Source organism: Polaromonas sp. P1_G4 (genome assembly GCF_056405475.1).
Genome location: NZ_JBFUCA010000039.1, coordinates 1 through 15319, shown reverse-complemented (window position 1 = coordinate 15319; position 15319 = coordinate 1). Strand labels below are relative to the sequence as shown.

At 64.0% G+C, this 15319-nt stretch carries 19 protein-coding genes and 1 pseudogene; 12 read left to right on the top strand and 8 right to left on the bottom strand.

Going from position 1 to position 15319, the window contains the following annotated elements; translation table 11 throughout:
* The 9 genes from AC1D1X_RS03695 to AC1D1X_RS03655 all read left to right on the top strand — a co-directional run.
* On the top strand, window positions 1-1204 hold a 1204-nt coding region (locus AC1D1X_RS03695), incomplete at its 5' end, for an MFS transporter (protein ID WP_477697846.1).
* A complete protein-coding gene (locus AC1D1X_RS03690; protein ID WP_477667617.1) occupies window positions 1201-1644 on the top strand; it encodes a PTS sugar transporter subunit IIA in 444 nt (147 codons plus the stop codon). The genes AC1D1X_RS03695 and AC1D1X_RS03690, both read left to right, overlap by 4 nt.
* Window positions 1613-1882 (top strand): HPr family phosphocarrier protein, encoded by a 270-nt coding sequence (locus AC1D1X_RS03685; RefSeq protein ID WP_477668869.1) that lies wholly within the window; start codon window positions 1613-1615, stop codon window positions 1880-1882. Before AC1D1X_RS03690 ends, AC1D1X_RS03685 begins: the two co-directional genes overlap by 32 nt.
* 209 nt (window positions 1883-2091) lie before the next feature.
* Window positions 2092-3855, top strand: coding sequence for a phosphoenolpyruvate--protein phosphotransferase (ptsP, locus tag AC1D1X_RS03680; RefSeq protein WP_477697845.1), 1764 nt, complete (start codon window positions 2092-2094; stop codon window positions 3853-3855).
* Between the two features lie 215 nt (window positions 3856-4070).
* A complete protein-coding gene (locus tag AC1D1X_RS03675) occupies window positions 4071-4529 on the top strand; it encodes a Spy/CpxP family protein refolding chaperone (RefSeq protein WP_477668867.1) in 459 nt (152 codons plus the stop codon).
* The gene (locus AC1D1X_RS03670) at window positions 4522-4980 is read left to right on the top strand and encodes a DUF4260 domain-containing protein (protein WP_477668866.1); all 459 of its coding nucleotides are present in this window, start codon (window positions 4522-4524) and stop codon (window positions 4978-4980) included. Before AC1D1X_RS03675 ends, AC1D1X_RS03670 begins: the two co-directional genes overlap by 8 nt.
* Before the next feature lie 31 nt (window positions 4981-5011).
* Entirely contained in the window at window positions 5012-6031 is a 1020-nt protein-coding gene (locus tag AC1D1X_RS03665) for an alpha/beta hydrolase family protein (protein ID WP_477697844.1), read from the top strand.
* An 8-nt stretch (window positions 6032-6039) separates the two neighbouring features.
* Window positions 6040-6726 (top strand): response regulator transcription factor, encoded by a 687-nt coding sequence (locus AC1D1X_RS03660; RefSeq protein WP_477697843.1) that lies wholly within the window; start codon window positions 6040-6042, stop codon window positions 6724-6726.
* Window positions 6723-8090 carry a HAMP domain-containing sensor histidine kinase gene (locus tag AC1D1X_RS03655; RefSeq protein WP_477668863.1) on the top strand — a complete coding sequence of 456 codons (1368 nt, stop codon included), beginning with the start codon at window positions 6723-6725 and terminating at the stop codon, window positions 8088-8090. The genes AC1D1X_RS03660 and AC1D1X_RS03655 overlap by 4 nt, the downstream gene beginning before the upstream one ends.
* Window positions 8091-8102: 12 nt before the next feature.
* Here AC1D1X_RS03655 and AC1D1X_RS03650 read toward each other — a convergent pair whose 3' ends face one another.
* Window positions 8103-8948 carry a DMT family transporter gene (locus AC1D1X_RS03650; protein ID WP_477668862.1) on the bottom strand — a complete coding sequence of 282 codons (846 nt, stop codon included), beginning with the start codon at window positions 8946-8948 and terminating at the stop codon, window positions 8103-8105.
* A gap of 225 nt (window positions 8949-9173) precedes the next feature.
* On the opposite strand from AC1D1X_RS03650, the gene AC1D1X_RS03645 reads away from it, so the two are divergent.
* Window positions 9174-9386 carry a hypothetical protein gene (locus AC1D1X_RS03645; protein WP_477668861.1) on the top strand — a complete coding sequence of 71 codons (213 nt, stop codon included), beginning with the start codon at window positions 9174-9176 and terminating at the stop codon, window positions 9384-9386.
* Between the two features lie 13 nt (window positions 9387-9399).
* Here AC1D1X_RS03645 and AC1D1X_RS03640 read toward each other — a convergent pair whose 3' ends face one another.
* From AC1D1X_RS03640 to AC1D1X_RS03610, 7 genes are all read right to left on the bottom strand, one after another.
* A complete protein-coding gene (locus AC1D1X_RS03640; RefSeq protein WP_477668860.1) occupies window positions 9400-10101 on the bottom strand; it encodes a helix-turn-helix domain-containing protein in 702 nt (233 codons plus the stop codon).
* Between the two features lie 10 nt (window positions 10102-10111).
* Entirely contained in the window at window positions 10112-11137 is a 1026-nt protein-coding gene (lipA, locus tag AC1D1X_RS03635) for a lipoyl synthase (protein ID WP_477697842.1), read from the bottom strand.
* A 25-nt stretch (window positions 11138-11162) separates the two neighbouring features.
* Window positions 11163-11873: a lipoyl(octanoyl) transferase LipB gene (gene lipB, locus AC1D1X_RS03630; RefSeq protein ID WP_477697841.1), complete on the bottom strand. Its 711-nt coding sequence runs from the start codon at window positions 11871-11873 to the stop codon at window positions 11163-11165.
* A gap of 24 nt (window positions 11874-11897) precedes the next feature.
* On the bottom strand, window positions 11898-12215 hold the full coding sequence (locus tag AC1D1X_RS03625) for an HP0495 family protein (RefSeq protein WP_477668857.1): 318 nt from the start codon (window positions 12213-12215) through the stop codon (window positions 11898-11900).
* A gap of 14 nt (window positions 12216-12229) precedes the next feature.
* The gene (locus AC1D1X_RS03620) at window positions 12230-13135 is read right to left on the bottom strand and encodes a D-amino acid aminotransferase (protein WP_477668856.1); all 906 of its coding nucleotides are present in this window, start codon (window positions 13133-13135) and stop codon (window positions 12230-12232) included.
* 68 nt (window positions 13136-13203) lie between these two features.
* A complete protein-coding gene (locus AC1D1X_RS03615; RefSeq protein ID WP_477668855.1) occupies window positions 13204-13749 on the bottom strand; it encodes a DUF2062 domain-containing protein in 546 nt (181 codons plus the stop codon).
* A 37-nt stretch (window positions 13750-13786) separates the two neighbouring features.
* On the bottom strand, window positions 13787-14233 hold the full coding sequence (locus AC1D1X_RS03610) for a DUF4149 domain-containing protein (RefSeq protein WP_477697840.1): 447 nt from the start codon (window positions 14231-14233) through the stop codon (window positions 13787-13789).
* A gap of 264 nt (window positions 14234-14497) precedes the next feature.
* On the opposite strand from AC1D1X_RS03610, the gene AC1D1X_RS03605 reads away from it, so the two are divergent.
* Both AC1D1X_RS03605 and AC1D1X_RS03600 read left to right on the top strand, forming a co-directional pair.
* Complete coding sequence (locus tag AC1D1X_RS03605) at window positions 14498-15016, top strand: ATP synthase subunit I (protein WP_477668938.1); 519 nt, start codon at window positions 14498-14500, stop codon at window positions 15014-15016.
* Window positions 15017-15047: 31 nt separating this feature from the next.
* A pseudogene (locus AC1D1X_RS03600) lies at window positions 15048-15319 on the top strand (F0F1 ATP synthase subunit A); the annotation flags it as partial.

Sequence of the window (15319 nt, the reverse complement as noted above, 5' to 3'; positions counted from 1 at the left end):
GGCGTTTGCCGCCGCGTATTTCTGCTCGGCGCTGGTACGGGCCATTACCGCCACGCTGGCGCCTGTGCTCACGCAGGAGTTTTCGCTGCATGCGCGCGACCTCGGCCTGCTGGCGGGCGGCTACTTTCTGGGCTTTGCCGCCACGCAGCTGCCGCTGGGCACCTGGCTGGACCGCCACGGCCCCAAGCGCGTGATCCTGTGTTTTCTGGCGCTGTCGGTGCTGGGCTGCCTGGCCTTTTCGTTGAGCACCAGCTTTGMCTGGCTGTTGGCCTCGCGCGTATTGGTGGGCATGGGCGTCAGCGCCTGCCTGATGGCGCCGCTCACGGGTTACCGCCGCTGGTATGAACCCGCCACTGTGCTGCGCGCCAATTCGTGGATGCTGATGACCGGCTCGCTCGGCATGCTGGCGTCTACCCTGCCGGTGCAATGGCTGATGCCGTTGACGGGCTGGCGACCGCTGTTCTGGATACTGGCCGCGATGATTTTGTTGTCGATGGCCGCGCTCGCCTGGGTCGTACCTACGTGGCAACAGACCAAGAAGCACGAAAGCACAGAGACCACCGTGCCCTCAAGCACCGATGCCGAAGCCGGCTACGCGCCGATCTGGCGCAGCCGCTACTTCCGCAAGATGACGCCGCTGGCTTTCTTCAATTACGGCGGGCTGGTGGCTGTGCAAACCTTGTGGGCCGGCCCCTGGATGATCAGGGTCGCGGGCTATACGCCGCTGGAGGCCGCCACCGGCCTCTTTTATATCAATGCTTCCATGCTGGTGACCTTCTGGAGCTGGGGCATGGTGAACCCCTGGCTGTCGCGGCACGGCTGGGGCGCTACCCGTCTGATCACCTGGGGTGTGCCCTTCAGCCTCACCGTGCTGGCGGTCAATATCGCGGCCGGCACCTCCACCGGATGGCTGGGCTGGGCGCTGTTTTGCATGGGGTGCAGCGTCATGGGGCTGGCGCAGCCCGCGGTGGGCATGGCGTTCAAGGCCTCGCTCGCCGGCCGGGCGCTATCGGCCTATAACCTGATGATTTTTGCCGGCGTGTTCACCGTGCAATGGGGAATCGGCTTGCTGATTGACGTGTTTGCCGCCATGGGCCTGGCACGGGTGGCGAGCTTTCAGGCGGCGATGTCCGTGTTTTTGTGTTGTTGTATCGCCTCATATGGGTATTTCCTCAGTATGAAAGCTGATAATTCACCGCAATGAACGGCATTTTCATCATCGCTCACGCTCCTTTGGCCTCTGCCCTGCGCCAATGCGTGTTGCATGTGTTTCCGGACAACGCAGCGGGTATTTCCGCGCTGGACGTGCAGCCCAACATGCCACCCGAAGAAACCCTGGCCCAGGCGCGCATCATGCTGACGCAGCTCGGCACCTCGCATGCCCTGGTGCTGGTCGACGTGTTCGGCGCCACGCCCTGCAACGTGGCGCAAAAGCTGGTGGACGGCGTTCATTCCAAACTCATCACCGGCATCAACCTGCCCATGCTGCTGCGCACCGTGTCTTACCGCCACGAGTCGCTCGATGCGCTGGTAGCGCGCGCGCTGATCGGCGCCACGCAGGGCGTGATGCAGGTGGCCATCACCGCACCGCAAAATCAGGTACGCCGAAATCATGATCAAGACCAGCACGAACATCAGCAATAAGCTGGGCCTGCATGCCCGCGCCTCCGCCAAGCTCACCAAACTCGCCGGCAGCTTTGGCTGCGAGGTCTGGATGAGCAAGGGCGAGCGCCGCGTCAACGCCAAAAGCATCATGGGCGTGATGATGCTGGCTGCCGGGTTGGGCAGCATTGTCGAGGTCGAGACCAACGGCAACGACGAGCAGGCCGCGATGGACGCCATCCTCGCTTTGATCGCCGACAAGTTTGGCGAAGGGGAATGAATGGCCCCCACGCTTTTCACTTCGTGTAATACGCTGCCCCCCGAGGGGGCCGCCCCGCCTGCGGCCCGGGAAAGCCGAAGGTGCAGCCCCCACGGTCGCTCACTTCGTGTGCTCCCTGCCCCCCGAGGGGGCCGCCCGCCTGTGGCCCGGCAAAGCCGGTTCCACGTCTCGGACTGGCTCGAAGATACCGTCGTGGAGGGAGTTGTTGCATGACTTTTTCAGTCCACGGCCTGGCGGTCTCGCGCGGCATTGCTATCGGCCGCGCCGTGCTGGTGGCTTCCAGCCGTGCCGACGTGGCGCACTATTTCGTGGACGACGCCAAGACGGCGGACGAGATCACGCGGGTCAGGGTGTCGCGCAATGCGGTGATGGAGGAAATCACGCGCCTGCAGCAAGACCTGCCCAAAGACGCGCCGCACGAGCTGGCCGCGCTGCTCGATGTGCACCTGATGCTGCTGCAGGACGAGCAGCTGATCAGCGGCGTGAAGCACTGGATCACCGACCGCCACTACAACGCCGAATGGGCGCTGACTACGCAGTACGAAATCATCGCGCGCCAGTTCGACGACATGGAAGACGAGTACCTGCGCGAACGCAAGGCCGACCTCGAGCAGGTGGTCGAGCGCATCCTGCGCCACATGAAAGGCGTGGCCTCGCCGGTGCAGCCCGCGGYCCAGGCGGGCGCCAGCCGCAAGCAGTCGCAGCAGGACCWGTTGCTGGACGACACCACCGACGTGCCGCTGGTGCTGATTGCGCACGATATTTCCCCGGCCGACATGCTGCAGTTCAAGCAGAGCCTCTTTGCCGGCTTTGCCACCGATGTGGGCGGCAAGACCTCGCACACCGCCATCGTGGCGCGCAGCATGGACATCCCGGCGGTGGTCGGGGCGCGCAGCGCCAGCCAGCTGATCAAGCAGGACGACTGGGTCATCATCGACGGCGAGGCCGGGGTGTTGATCGTCGACCCGTCGCCCATCATCCTGGCCGAATACGGCTTCAAGCAGCGCCAGGGCGAGCTGGAACGCCAGCGCCTGAACCGGCTCAAGCACACGGCGGCGCTGACCATCGACGGGCAGAAAGTCGATCTGCTGGCCAATATTGAAATGCCCGAAGACACGGTGGGCGCGGTGGCTGCCGGCGCCGTCGGCGTCGGGCTGTTTCGCAGTGAATTCCTATTTATGGGCCGCAGCGGCAAACTGCCCGACGAGGAAGAGCAATACCAGGCCTACCGCAAGGCGATTGAAGGCATGCACGGCCTGCCCGTCACCATCCGCACCGTGGATATCGGCTCCGACAAGCAGCTGGACCGCCACAAGGCGCAGGACACCCACCTCAACCCGGCGCTGGGCCTGCGCGCGATCCGCTGGAGCCTGGCCGACCCGCCGATGTTTTTGACGCAGCTGCGCGCCATTTTGCGTGCGGCCGCCCATGGCAAGGTCAACCTGCTGGTGCCCATGCTGGCGCACGGCAGTGAAATCCGCCAGACCATGGCGCTGATTGACCGTGCGCGCGCATTGCTCGACAACAAGGGCGTTCCGTACGGGCCGGTACGGCTGGGCGCAATGATCGAAATCCCGGCCGCGGCGCTGACGCTCAAGCTCTTCCTGAAGTACTTCGATTTCCTGTCCATCGGCACCAACGACCTGATCCAGTACACGCTGGCCATCGACCGCGCCGACGAGGCGGTGTCACACCTGTACAACCCCTGCCACCCGGCCGTGTTGCGGCTGATCGCTGACACCATCAACGAATGCAACGCGCAGGGCAAGGGTGTCAGCGTTTGTGGCGAGATGGCCGGCGACGTCACCATGACGCGGCTGTTGCTGGGCATGGGCCTGCGCAGCTTTTCCATGCACCCGTCGCAGATCCTGGCGGTCAAGCAGCAAATCCTGCGCGCCGATGCCGCCAAGCTGCAGCCCTGGGCTGAACAGGTGCTGGCCTGCGAAGAGCCGGCGACGATGCTGCAAGGCTGAAGGGTGCTGCCGGCAGGGCAGGTGTGATGCTATTAAAAATATAGCTGCTCGCGCACGTTCAGATTGGGCTAGAGCCCGAAAACGCTTGTAAATCTCGCGAATCTACCCGTTGAGAGGGCTGAAACAAAGCGAAACACGCCGCAACCGCGCTGCAAACAGCCGCGGGCCTCCCGCGGGCACCATGAGGAACCTTCACTTCTTCTTTGAGGCTCCTCATGAAACATCGCGTTAAAAAAATCCTGCTCGGCCTTTTCGGCGGGGCGCTCATCGTCGGCAGCCTGGGTGCGTGCTCGCACGGCGGCCACGGCTGGCACGGCGACGCCGGCTCCCCTGAAGCGCGCGCCCGCATGGTCGAAAAAATCGGCTCACGCCTGGACCTGGACGCTGTGCAAAAGCAAAAACTCGCCGTGCTGGCTGACAAGCTGCAGGCACAGCGCGCGGCCCTGCGCGGCAGCAGTGAGCCACGGGAAGCCGTTCGCGGCCTCTTTGCCGGCAACAAGCTGGACCAGGCCGGCGCCAAAAAGCTGATCGAGGAAAAAACCGCCGCGATTCAGTCCGGCAGCCCGGAAGTGATCGCCGCAGCGGCGGACTTCTTTGACAACCTCAAACCTGAGCAACAGCAAAAAGTGCGCGACTTCATGGAGCGCGGCCGCCGCTGGGGCTACCGTGGCTGAGGCGCTGCTCTTCCCGGTGGGCCGCACGGCGCCAACCGCTGTGCGCCGCATCACCAAGGTGGCTGCCCCGGGCAGCGCCAACGGCGGCGTACGCCTGCTGCTGCGTGCCGAGGGGCTGGCGGTGGTGGCTGCGGCGGCTGCGGCCTACGCCCAGTTCGGCGCGGGGTGGGGCTGGTTTGCAGCGTTATTTTTGCTGCCCGACCTGTCTTTCCTGGCCTACCTGGCCGGGCCGCGTGTGGGGGCTGCCGCCTATAACGCCATGCATTCCTACTTCGGCGCCGTAGCCCTGCTGGCGGCGGGCGTTCTGGGCGCAACCCCCGTGCTGGTGGCCGGCGGCCTGGTCTGGTGCGCGCACATCGGCTTTGACCGTGCGCTGGGCTACGGGCTCAAGTACGCGGCGGGTTTTGGCCAGACGCACCTCGGGCGCATCGGACGGGCCGATCCGTGGTGAACAGCGCTTTTCTCCGCTTCAAAGGAACCCGATGTTGAAATCGCTAACTTGCAGCATGTTCGTTGCTTTGGCGGCGATCGCCGGCGTGGTGGACGCCACTGAACTTTCCGGTGGCGCCGGCTTTCGTTTGATTCAGCTTCCCGATCCTGTCACGCAGCAACCGATGCAGGCGGCGGTGTTCTATCCGGCAGCACCTACGTCTGAAACAACCAGGATGGGGGCTGTCGTTGTGTCTGCCGTGAAGGATGCGGCGCCGATGGGTGTGCGCCATCCTCTGGTGCTGCTCTCGCACGGCAATGGTGCCGGCCGGTTCAGTCACCACGATACAGCGACATTCCTCGCGCGTCATGGCTACGTGGTGGCCGCAATCGAGCATCCGGGCGACAATTTTCGCGACAGCAGCGGGGTCGGCACCGATCGGGTGCTGATTGGAAGAGCGCTGCAACTGTCGGCACTGCTGGATTTCCTGTTGCAGGCTCCGGCCTCTGCGGGCCTGATCGATTCCCGGCGGGTGGGCGTCGCGGGTTTTTCGGCAGGCGGCTATTCGGCCCTCTTGTTGATGGGCGCCAAACCGAAGTTCGAGCTGCTGAGTGCCTATTGCAAAGCCTTGCCGACAAGTGTTCTATGTGCCGGTGGCGGAARGGTTTCCCTGTCGTCTCCCCCGCTGATCGCGAAGACCGACGACCGCATCCGCGCCGCGTTCATCATGAGCCCGCCGGGAGCCTTCTTTGACCGCGAAAGCCTGTCGCAGGTCTCGAGGCCGGTGAATCTGTACGCGGCCGGCGCCGATTCCGTGCTCCCGGTCAAGGAGAACGCGATCAAAGTGAAGGAACTGCTCCCCTCATTGGCCCGATACACCGAGATCCCCGCAGCCGACCACTTCGTGTTTCTCGCGCCGTGCACGTCGGAGATGCGCGGCGTCGCGCCCGCTCTGTGTACGGATCCACAAGGCGTCAATCGGGCTGCTGTGCATGACAATGTGAACCGCGATGCATTGATGTTTTTTCAGGAGCAACTCCAGGTCGATGCGAGTTTTCCGAAGCGAATGTAGCCAATCCTATGCCCCATATCCTGCTGATCGACGACGACGAGCACCTGGCTGCGCCGCTGGCCGCCTACTTTGCCCGTTTTGACTTTGTGCTCGAAAGCGCGCTGCGCCCCGGTGAAGGCTTGGCCATGCTGCGCACCGGTGCGTATGACGCAGCCATCMTGGACGTCATGCTGCCCGAGATGGACGGCTTTGCCCTGTGCCGCGAGATCCGCAAGGAAAGCGACATCCCCATCGTGATGCTGACGGCCCGCGGCGACGTGATGGACCGTGTGGTCGGGCTGGAGCTGGGCGCCGACGACTACCTGCCCAAGCCGTTTGAGCCGCGCGAGCTCGTGGCGCGCCTGCAGACCATTTTGCGGCGCCAGCGCAGCGCACCGGCTGCGGCCACCCAACGCCATGTGTTCCAGGGGCTGGTGATCGACGTGGAAACGCGCGAGGTGCTGCGCCTGGGCGAAAAGGTCGAGCTGACCGGCACCGAATTTGAATTGCTGGCCCTGCTGGCGGCCGAGCCCGGCAAGGTCTTCAACCGCGACGACATCCTCAACCGCCTGCGCGGCCACGAGGCCGAGCTGTACACGCGCGCCGTCGACATCGTGGTGAGCCGGCTGCGCAAAAAACTGGAGCCACTGGACTGCATCAAGACCTTGCGCAACGYGGGCTATGCCCTCGCTGCCGGCAAGGCGGGTACGCCATGAGGCGGTGGAAAACGCGCCGGGACTGCCGGGCCCGCGAACGCTCACGCCCCGAGCGCTGGCGCCACCGCTGGAAGCATTCGCTCCGGCTGCGGCTGATCACCGTGTTCCTGCTGCTGGCGCTGGCCATGGGTGCTGTGTTCATGAGCGGCATGCAGCGGGCGTTTTCAACGGGCTGGCGCGACGCGGCCAAACCGCTGATCAGCGACTACATGGACAGGCTGGTGGCCGACCTGGGTTCGCCGCCCGATGTGGGCCGTGCCCAGGCGCTGGCTGCGCGGCTGCCGATTTCCATCCGCATTGAAGGGCCGCAGGTCAACTGGCAGTCCCATCCTGACAGGCCCGACCGCAAGGTGTTCGACGCCCGCGCCAAGGACTGGCTGAGCCGCACCACGGCCGACGGCCATCGCGTGATTTTTGGCCCCGGCACTGCGCCCTGGCAGGCAGCGCCACACGGCGTGTTTGGCTGGATCACGCTGGCGCTGCTGCTGGGCTTGCTCATAGGCGCCTATGCCTACGTGCGGCGCCTGCTGCGCCCGCTGGACGACATCCGCGCAGGCGCCGAGCGCTTTGGCCGCGGCGAGTTCGCAACGCCGATTCCCCTGCGCCGCCGCGACGAACTCGGCGACCTGGCCGGGCGCATCAACACCATGGCACACGACATCGAAGGCATGCTGAACGCCAAACGCGCCTTGCTGCTGGCGCTGAGCCATGAACTGCGCTCCCCGCTCACACGTGCGCGGCTCAATGCCGAGCTGTTGCCCACCACGCCCGAGGGCACCGGTGCCGGCGAGCGCGAACGCGAGGCGCTGCTGCGCGACCTGGGCGAGATGCGCGACCTGATCAGCGACTTGCTCGAAAGCGAGCGTCTGGCCAGCCCGCACGTCGCACTACAGCGCGAACCGGTGGACCTGGCGGCGCTGGTGCGCGAGACGGCCACCGAGGTGCCAGGTGCGTCGGAGATGGTGCTGGACCTGGCGACTGGCCTTGCGCCGCTGGCACTGGACCGCATGCGCGTGCGCCTGCTGGTGCGCAACCTGATGGACAACGCACTGCGCTACAGCAGCGGCGCCGGGAGGCCGCCGCATGTGTCGCTGCAGCCGGCGGGCGGCGGCGTGATGCTGGAAGTGCGCGACTTCGGCCCGGGGGTGGATGCCGCGCAGCTGGCGCATTTGACCGAGCCCTTTTACCGGACCGACGGCGCACGCCAGCGCGCCACGGGCGGCGTGGGCCTGGGCATGTACTTGTGCCGACTGGTGGCCGAAGCGCATGGCGCCGAGCTGCAAGTGCGCAATGCAGAGCCCGGGCTGGCCGTGTTCGTGCTGTGGCATGCTATTGAATCAGGAGCTGCTGGCGCCCGTCCTTAAAGGGCTGCAGCCTTATTTTGCTCTTGTTCCCAGCAGCGCGGCGCCGATGATCATCACCGCCGCCAGGGCGATGCTCCAGCTCAGCGCGCGGCCGCTTACCCCCATCAGCAGTGCAGTCGAGCCCAGCGGCGTGAGGTAACTGAGGATGCCGATCTGCTGCGCGTCGCCCAGCTTGAGGGCCTTGTCCCAGAGAAAGAACGCCGCGCCCAGCGGCCCTGCGCCCAGCACCGCCAGCAATAGCCAGTCCTGCGCCGACAGCGTGGCGGCAGGCTCCAGCGCCCAATGGCACAGCAGCGAAAGCACGCCCGAGACCAGGCCGAAGAGGCCGATGGCCGCGGTGGGAAAGGCCGGCACGCGTTTTGTCAGCAGCGAGTAGCTGGCCCAGATGAAGGCCGAGCCCAGCGCCGGCAGGTAACCCCATGACCAGCCTGCGGAGGACGTCGCACCGCCACCGCCCGCGCCCAATATGGCAATGGCGGCGCCGGCAAATCCCAGCAGGCCTGCAGCCACATGCACAGCGCGCAGCTGCACGCCACGAAGGAACAGCGGCGCCAGCACCACGATAAAAAGCGGCCAGAGGTAGTTCACCAGGTTGGCCTCGACTGCCGGCGCATACCGCAGCGCGATGAAAAGCAGGAAGTGATAGCCGAAGAGGCCGTACACGCCGAGCGCCAGCGTGGCGGTGGGAATCTTCCATTGCGCGCGGTCCCGCAGCACAAAAGGCAGGGCCAGCAGGCTGCCGGTCAGCAGCGCAACGCCGGTGAGCAGAAAGGGCGGAACGTGTTTGAGCGAGACCCCGAGCGAGGCGAGCAGGGTCCAGAGGGCGATGGCGCCCARTGCGTAGAGATTGGCTGGCATGGCGGCAAGCATAGGGGGACGTCACGTGGGCGTCGTCGCAGAGCAACGCTTTGTTGTCGTGCAACGACGGTTCTGGCGATTCAGGGGTATGTCCTACGCGCAGACCAACATCCGGTAACGAGCTTCACGTGCGAGGGGCGCTGCAGACACCTTGCCCGTACGGACTTCAGTTGCAATGGCATGGCAGATTTCTCCGAAATCGCATGAAACCCAAGGAGACTCACCATGAGAAAGCTTTCCATCCTTTTGCTGGCGCTGGCCGGCATGGCCGCCCTGTCGGGCTGCGTGGCTTACCCGGTGGCTTATGACAACGGACCGCAATATCGTGTCGTGCCCGCCCCTGCGCCGGGCTATGGCCCCGGCTACCGGGGTGACCGCGATGGCGACGGTGTGCGCAACCGCTACGACCGCCGGCCGAACGACCCGAGCCGCTATTGAAAATCCGTAAAGGTCAGGCGCTGCCCAGCCCGGCGCGCCGCATCGCGGCCGTCAGGGCTGAGGGCGACTGGTAGCCGCAGTGCAGCGCGGTGTCGGCCACGCTCATGCCGCGGCTGCGCAGTTGCACGGCCAGTGCCAGGCGTTGCCGGCGCAGCCACTGCATCACGCTGAGGCCGGTTTCGCGCCGGCAGCGTGCGGCAAACTGCGTCGGGCTTAAAAACACCTGCGCGGCCAGTTGCGCGACGCTCAGTGGTTCGTGCAGGCGCTGCTGTGTCCAGGTGGCCAGTTGTTCCCAGTGGATGGGCCGCGCATGGCGCAAGGGCGTTGATGCGGGTGTTGTGGGTTGCCACGCTTCCAGCAACAGCGCCGGACCGTGAAGTTGCGCGAGGCTGCCCGGCTGCTGCATCGCTTCGGCGAGGTAATTTCCCAGCGCAAGGGTTTGCGCGGTTTTTGCAGGGTCATAGGCGCAGCGAGCCCAGTCCGCATGCGTGGTGTCCAGCACCAGGCAGCGGCTGCCTTCACGTGATTCAAAGTCATGCCGGTCGCCGGGTGTGATCACGCAGCCCTGGCCGGCGGCAATGCGCCGCCCGCGTCCGCGTACTTCCAGTTCCAGCACACCACTCAGGCCCAGCAGTACCTGGAAGTGGTCATGCGCATGGCTGCCGTGCGAGGCGCCGTAGTGGCGCAGCGACAGGGAGCCTTGCGGCAAGGTCATGTTGCGGGGATTAAAGAGCGGCGGTGGCCGCGTCGGCCTTGTCGGCCACGCCTGCCGCGTGGGCCTGCTGGTCGGCGTGGTAACTGCTGCGCACCATGGCGCCCACGGCGGCGTGCGTGAAGCCCATCTTGTAGGCTTCTTCTTCAAACATCTTGAAGGTGTCGGGGTGCACATAGCGGCGCACCGGCAGATGGCTGGTGGAGGGCGCCAGGTACTGGCCGATGGTCAGCATGTCGATGTTGTGCGCGCGCATGTCGCGCATGACCTGCAGAATTTCCTCGTCGGTTTCGCCCAGGCCCACCATGATGCCGCTCTTGGTCGGCACATCGGGGTGCAGGGCCTTGAACTTCTTGAGCAGGTTCAGACTGAAGTTGTAGTCGCTGCCGGGACGCGCTTCTTTGTAAAGGCGCGGCGCGGTTTCGAGGTTGTGGTTCATCACGTCGGGCGGCGCGGCCTTCAAAATTTCAAGCGCGCGGTCGTCGCGGCCGCGGAAGTCGGGCACCAGGATTTCAATCGTGGTGGCGGGCGAGAGTTCGCGGATCTTCTGGATGCATTCCACAAAGTGGCCGCTGCCGCCGTCGCGCAGGTCATCGCGGTCCACGCTGGTGATCACCACGTATTTGAGCTTGAGTGCTGCGATGGTTTTCGCCAGGTTCAGCGGTTCATTCACGTCCAGCGGATCGGGGCGGCCGTGGCCCACGTCGCAAAACGGGCAGCGGCGCGTGCACTTGTCGCCCATGATCATGAAGGTGGCCGTGCCCTTGCCGAAGCATTCCCCGATGTTGGGGCAGCTGGCTTCTTCGCACACTGTGTTGAGCTTGTTTTCGCGCAGGATCTGCTTGATCTCGTAAAAGCGCGTGGTCGGGCTGCCGGCCTTGACGCGGATCCAGTCGGGCTTCTTGAGCATTTCGCCCTGCACCACCTTGACGGGGATGCGCGACAGCTTGGCCGYGGCTTTTTGCTTGGCCAGCGGGTTGTAGTCTTCCTGGCTCTGGATGTCGCGAACAACAGGATTGACGGTTTCTGGGGTGCTCATGGTGTATTTCTTTGAAGGAATGTGCTCAGGGCGCCAGGTAGGTGACGAGCTTGCGGCCCAGCACATCTGCGGCTTCCTGCCAGCTTGCCGATACCCCGATTGTAGAAAGGTCTGTGGTTTTGAGCCCCACATACCCGCAGGGGTTGATCCGCGAGAAGGGTTCCAGGTCCATCGCCACATTGAGCGCGACCCCGTGGTAGGTGCAATTCCGGCTGACTTTGATGCCCAGGGCGGCGATCTTCCCAAGGCCGCGAAACGGGTCGGCAGGGTGCATCGGGCCGGTCAGGGCGGCATGTGAGGTGGGGTCGTCCAGCCGCACATAAMTGCCGGGCGAGCCGGCCACCCGGTGCCCGGTCACGCCGAAGTGCGCCAGGGTCTTGATGACGGATTCTTCAATGCGGTAGACGTATTCCTTGACGTAATAGCCGGCACGCTTCAAATCGATGAGCGGGTAGGCCACCACCTGGCCGGGGCCGTGGTAAGTCACCTGGCCGCCGCGGTTGGTCTGCACCACCGGGATGCTGCCGGGGTTCAAAACATGGTCGCTCTTGCCCGCGAGGCCTTGGGTGTAGACCGGTGGATGCTCACAAATCCATAGCTGGTCGGGCAGGCCCCGATTAGGCTGCAGCCCATTTTCGCTTGAAAAACCGGGGTTGCGCGCCGCCGTGAAGGCTTGCATGGCTTCATAGGTGGGCAGGTAGTCGACCTTGCCCAGGTTGCGCGTTTCAGCCTGCATGTTCGGCGTCTGCCCGGATATTGTTTACAGGACTACCTTGACCATCGGGTGCGTCGACAGCGTGCGGTAAAGCTCGTCGAGCTGCTCGCGGCTGGTGGCTGTGACGGTGATGGTGACGCCCAGGTATTTGCCGCCCTTGCTTTCACGCAGCTCGATGGTGGAGGCGTCGAAGGCCGGGTCGAACTGGTGTGCGATGGACGTGATGGCCGCGACCATGCCATCGACCTTCTCACCCATCACCTTGATCGGGAACTGCGAGGGGTACTCGATCAGCGATTCCTGGCGCGAGGGCTCCGTGCTGGGAACACCGATGATTTTGGGGATGTTGGGGGAAGTCGTCATGGCAATGGGTCCTTTCAGGCCGCTTTGGCACGCTGGTATTGGGCGTACAGCTTTGCATAAATGGGGCCAGGTTTGCCTTTTTCCACTCCGTGGCCGACCGGCTGGCCGTCCAGCAGGGTGATGGGCAGAACCTCCTTGGTGGCGGATGAGAGCAGCAGCTCGTCTGCTGCCAGCACTTCGGCGCGGGTGATGCGGCGCAGCTCAAAAGGAATGCCCGCCGCGCGGCACATCTCTTCGATCAGGCCAAAGCGGATGCCTTCGAGCACCAGGTTGTCCCTGGGCGGCCCCATGACTTTGCCGTCCTTGACGATCCAGACGTTGCTGGAAGCGGCTTCGCTCAGGTAGTCGCCGCGGAACATCACGGTCTCGACCGCGCCAGCGTCCACGCTGATCTGGCGTGAAAACACCGCGCCCAGCAGGCTGGTGCTTTTGATGTGGGCTTTTTCCCAGCGGAAGTCGTCGGCGGTGACGCAGGCCACGCCGTTTTCGCGTGCCTGGTCGCTGGGCAGCTTCATCGGATTGCACATCACGAACACGGTGGGCGTCAGGCCCGGCAGCATGGGGTGGTCGCGCATGGCCACACCGCGGGTGATCTGGATGTACACCAGTTGATTGCCTTTTTCGGCTGAGGCGACCGTGGATTGTGCGCAGGCAGCTATTAATTTAAGAGCAATTTCCAGCCACTCGGCGCGGGTCAGCGGGTTGGCGATGCGCAGCTCGGTGAGGCTGCGTTCCAGCCGCGCCATGTGCTGCTCGAAGCGAAACGGCTTGCCTGCATACGCCGGCACCACTTCATAAATACCGTCGCCGAAGATGAAACCGCGGTCCATCACGCTGATCTTGGCGTCTTTGAGCGGGGTGAATTCGCCGTTGAGGTAGCAGGGGGTGTCGGGAAGGGCGTTGGCGGGAAGCGTTGTCATGGATCGGTTTGAAAAGGAAATGAAACTGTGTCGAGACGGCTACTGCCGGACGGTCTGCACCCGATTGTCTAACGTCTGGCGGTTTGCCGGCGGCGGCGTTTGAACCAGATGCGAACGCGCCAGCCCAGCTTGACCAGCAGGTAGCCGGTAATCGAGCCCAGCACGGCAAAGATGCCCATGCCCAGGATGGCAGGCCCGCCGAAGGAGGCTGCCCACGCCACGATGCCTGAGCCTTCCGAGATGCGGATGGGCGGCGGCGCGTCCAGCAGCAGATCGCCCACCTGATAGGCCAGCCAGAGCCAGAATCCGACGGTGAAAGGGTTGGTAATGAAGGTGATGCCGGCGGCCACCGGAATATTGGCGCGCCACCAGACGCTGTGGGCTGCGGCCGCCACGGTTTGCGCAAATGGCAGGGCAAATGCCCAGAATATGCCGATGGCCACACCGCGCGCCACGGCCTCGTGCTGCAGCCGCCACAGCTGCGGTTCCAGCAGCCGGTGGGCCACCGGCTTGAGCCACCGGTTCGCAACCAGGGCTTCACGTGTCGGCACGGATGCTTTCAGCCGGTCCGTCCAGTGCCGGTGTTGCGGCGCCTTCTTTTTAGGGGCGCTCATGGCAGGCGGTGATCAAGATGGCAGGCTCGCTCCGGCATCAGGCAATAAAGATGACGGCGGCTATCGCCAGCGCGCCCAGCACCAGGTTGACCATGGCCAGAGTGGCGATCTGCCCGACGCGGCGACCGCCCTCGGGCCAGTCGGACGCGCTGACAGCGAGCTTCAAGCGCCGGAAAGGGCCGAAATACAGATGTCCGAACAGCGCGAACATCAAGAGGCCGATGCCGAACATCAGGTGCCAGCCCAGGGGGGCGGTTTTCATGCCCTCGGCCAGCAGCATCGCCAGGCCTGTCACCAGCAGGACGCCGATGGTGGCCCAGACCAGGACGAAAAATCGCTGCATGACCTTTGCGATGAGCGGCAGGCGTTGGGGTGGCGCCAGCTGTTCGGCGACGGCAGGCCGTAAGGCAAACAGCATGAAGACCACCCCGCCCAGCCAGGCAATGGCGGCGGCAATGTGCAGGAATTTCATCAGGGCGGGCATGGCATCTTTCGGTGGGTGGAAGGTGACGGATGCGGGGGCTTGGGCCATCGTCGAGCATCACGTGCAACTACGTAGGAGGGTCGGCGCGCCGTAGTCGCCGGACAATTGTGAACCACCCGCTGCGAGCCGCACCCAAATGATGCGAATCGCCCCTAATTCATATGCAAGCCGGGGGTTTTGTCGGATACGCAGGGGTTTCTACGTATAATCAAGGGCTTTGCTGATAACTGCCCTGTAACTTTTCCGTAATTTGTGACGACCAAAATGGCAAATTCGGCAAAGTCAGCGACAAACCCGGGAAATCCGGGTGTGACAGGGCGGCGTGTCACAGAAGAGATGGAGACTGGTGATGAGGGTTTCAAGCCCTTGACGCGTGAAGAAGCCCAAAAGCTTCGTGAAGCGGACCCCTCGGTTTCACCTTGGGTGGTATTGGCGGGGCAAAGTGTGGTGGGTCTTGTGGTGGCGCTGGCCGCCTGGGGATTGACCGGAAGGCAAAGTGCAGGCTGGTCCGCCCTTTATGGCGCGCTGGCGGTGGTCATCCCGGGTGCGTTGTTTGCGCGCGGCCTGACCAGCAAGATGTCTTCAATGAATCCGGGCGCTGCGGTGGCTGGATTTTTTTTGTGGGAAATGGTCAAGATTGGCCTGACGGTAGCGATGTTGTTCGCTGCTCCCCGAATGGTTTCGGATTTGAGCTGGCCGGCAATGCTGGTTGGCCTTGTAGTGACAATGAAGGTGGTCTGGCTGGTGCTTTGGTTCCAGTCCCGGCCGAAAAAGTTGGCGTAATCCATTTTCAAGAGTTGAAAAGAGTTCGTAAATGGCTGAATCTTCCGGAAACGCTTTGACCGCTGGTGAGTACATTGGTCACCACCTGGTCCATCTGCAAAACCACAAACAGACAGGCATCGTCGACTTTTCCGTTGTCAATTTCGACACGATTTTCTGGGCCATCACCCTCGGTGTGATCGGTATGTTCGTGATGTGGCGTGTGGCCAAAAGCGTGCACGCCGGCGTTCCCGGTCGCCTGCAGGCGGCTGTTGAAATCCTGCTCGAAATGGTGGACAGCCAGGCCAAGGGCATCGTTAAAAA

Excerpts from the sequence above, each read along its gene's own strand:
- AC1D1X_RS03645 (WP_477668861.1), top strand. The coding sequence starts at position 9,174 with ATGAGAAAGCTTTCCATCCTTTTGCTGGCGCTGGCCGGCATGGCCGCC.
- AC1D1X_RS03615 (WP_477668855.1), bottom strand. The coding sequence starts at position 13,749 with ATGAGCGCCCCTAAAAAGAAGGCGCCGCAACACCGGCACTGGACGGAC.
- AC1D1X_RS03605 (WP_477668938.1), top strand. The coding sequence starts at position 14,498 with ATGGCAAATTCGGCAAAGTCAGCGACAAACCCGGGAAATCCGGGTGTG.
- AC1D1X_RS03610 (WP_477697840.1), bottom strand. The coding sequence starts at position 14,233 with ATGCCCGCCCTGATGAAATTCCTGCACATTGCCGCCGCCATTGCCTGG.
- AC1D1X_RS03625 (WP_477668857.1), bottom strand. The coding sequence starts at position 12,215 with ATGACGACTTCCCCCAACATCCCCAAAATCATCGGTGTTCCCAGCACG.
- AC1D1X_RS03675 (WP_477668867.1), top strand. The coding sequence starts at position 4,071 with ATGAAACATCGCGTTAAAAAAATCCTGCTCGGCCTTTTCGGCGGGGCG.
- AC1D1X_RS03685 (WP_477668869.1), top strand. The coding sequence starts at position 1,613 with ATGATCAAGACCAGCACGAACATCAGCAATAAGCTGGGCCTGCATGCC.
- AC1D1X_RS03640 (WP_477668860.1), bottom strand. The coding sequence starts at position 10,101 with ATGACCTTGCCGCAAGGCTCCCTGTCGCTGCGCCACTACGGCGCCTCG.
- AC1D1X_RS03690 (WP_477667617.1), top strand. The coding sequence starts at position 1,201 with ATGAACGGCATTTTCATCATCGCTCACGCTCCTTTGGCCTCTGCCCTG.
- AC1D1X_RS03655 (WP_477668863.1), top strand. The coding sequence starts at position 6,723 with ATGAGGCGGTGGAAAACGCGCCGGGACTGCCGGGCCCGCGAACGCTCA.
- AC1D1X_RS03620 (WP_477668856.1), bottom strand. The coding sequence starts at position 13,135 with ATGACAACGCTTCCCGCCAACGCCCTTCCCGACACCCCCTGCTACCTC.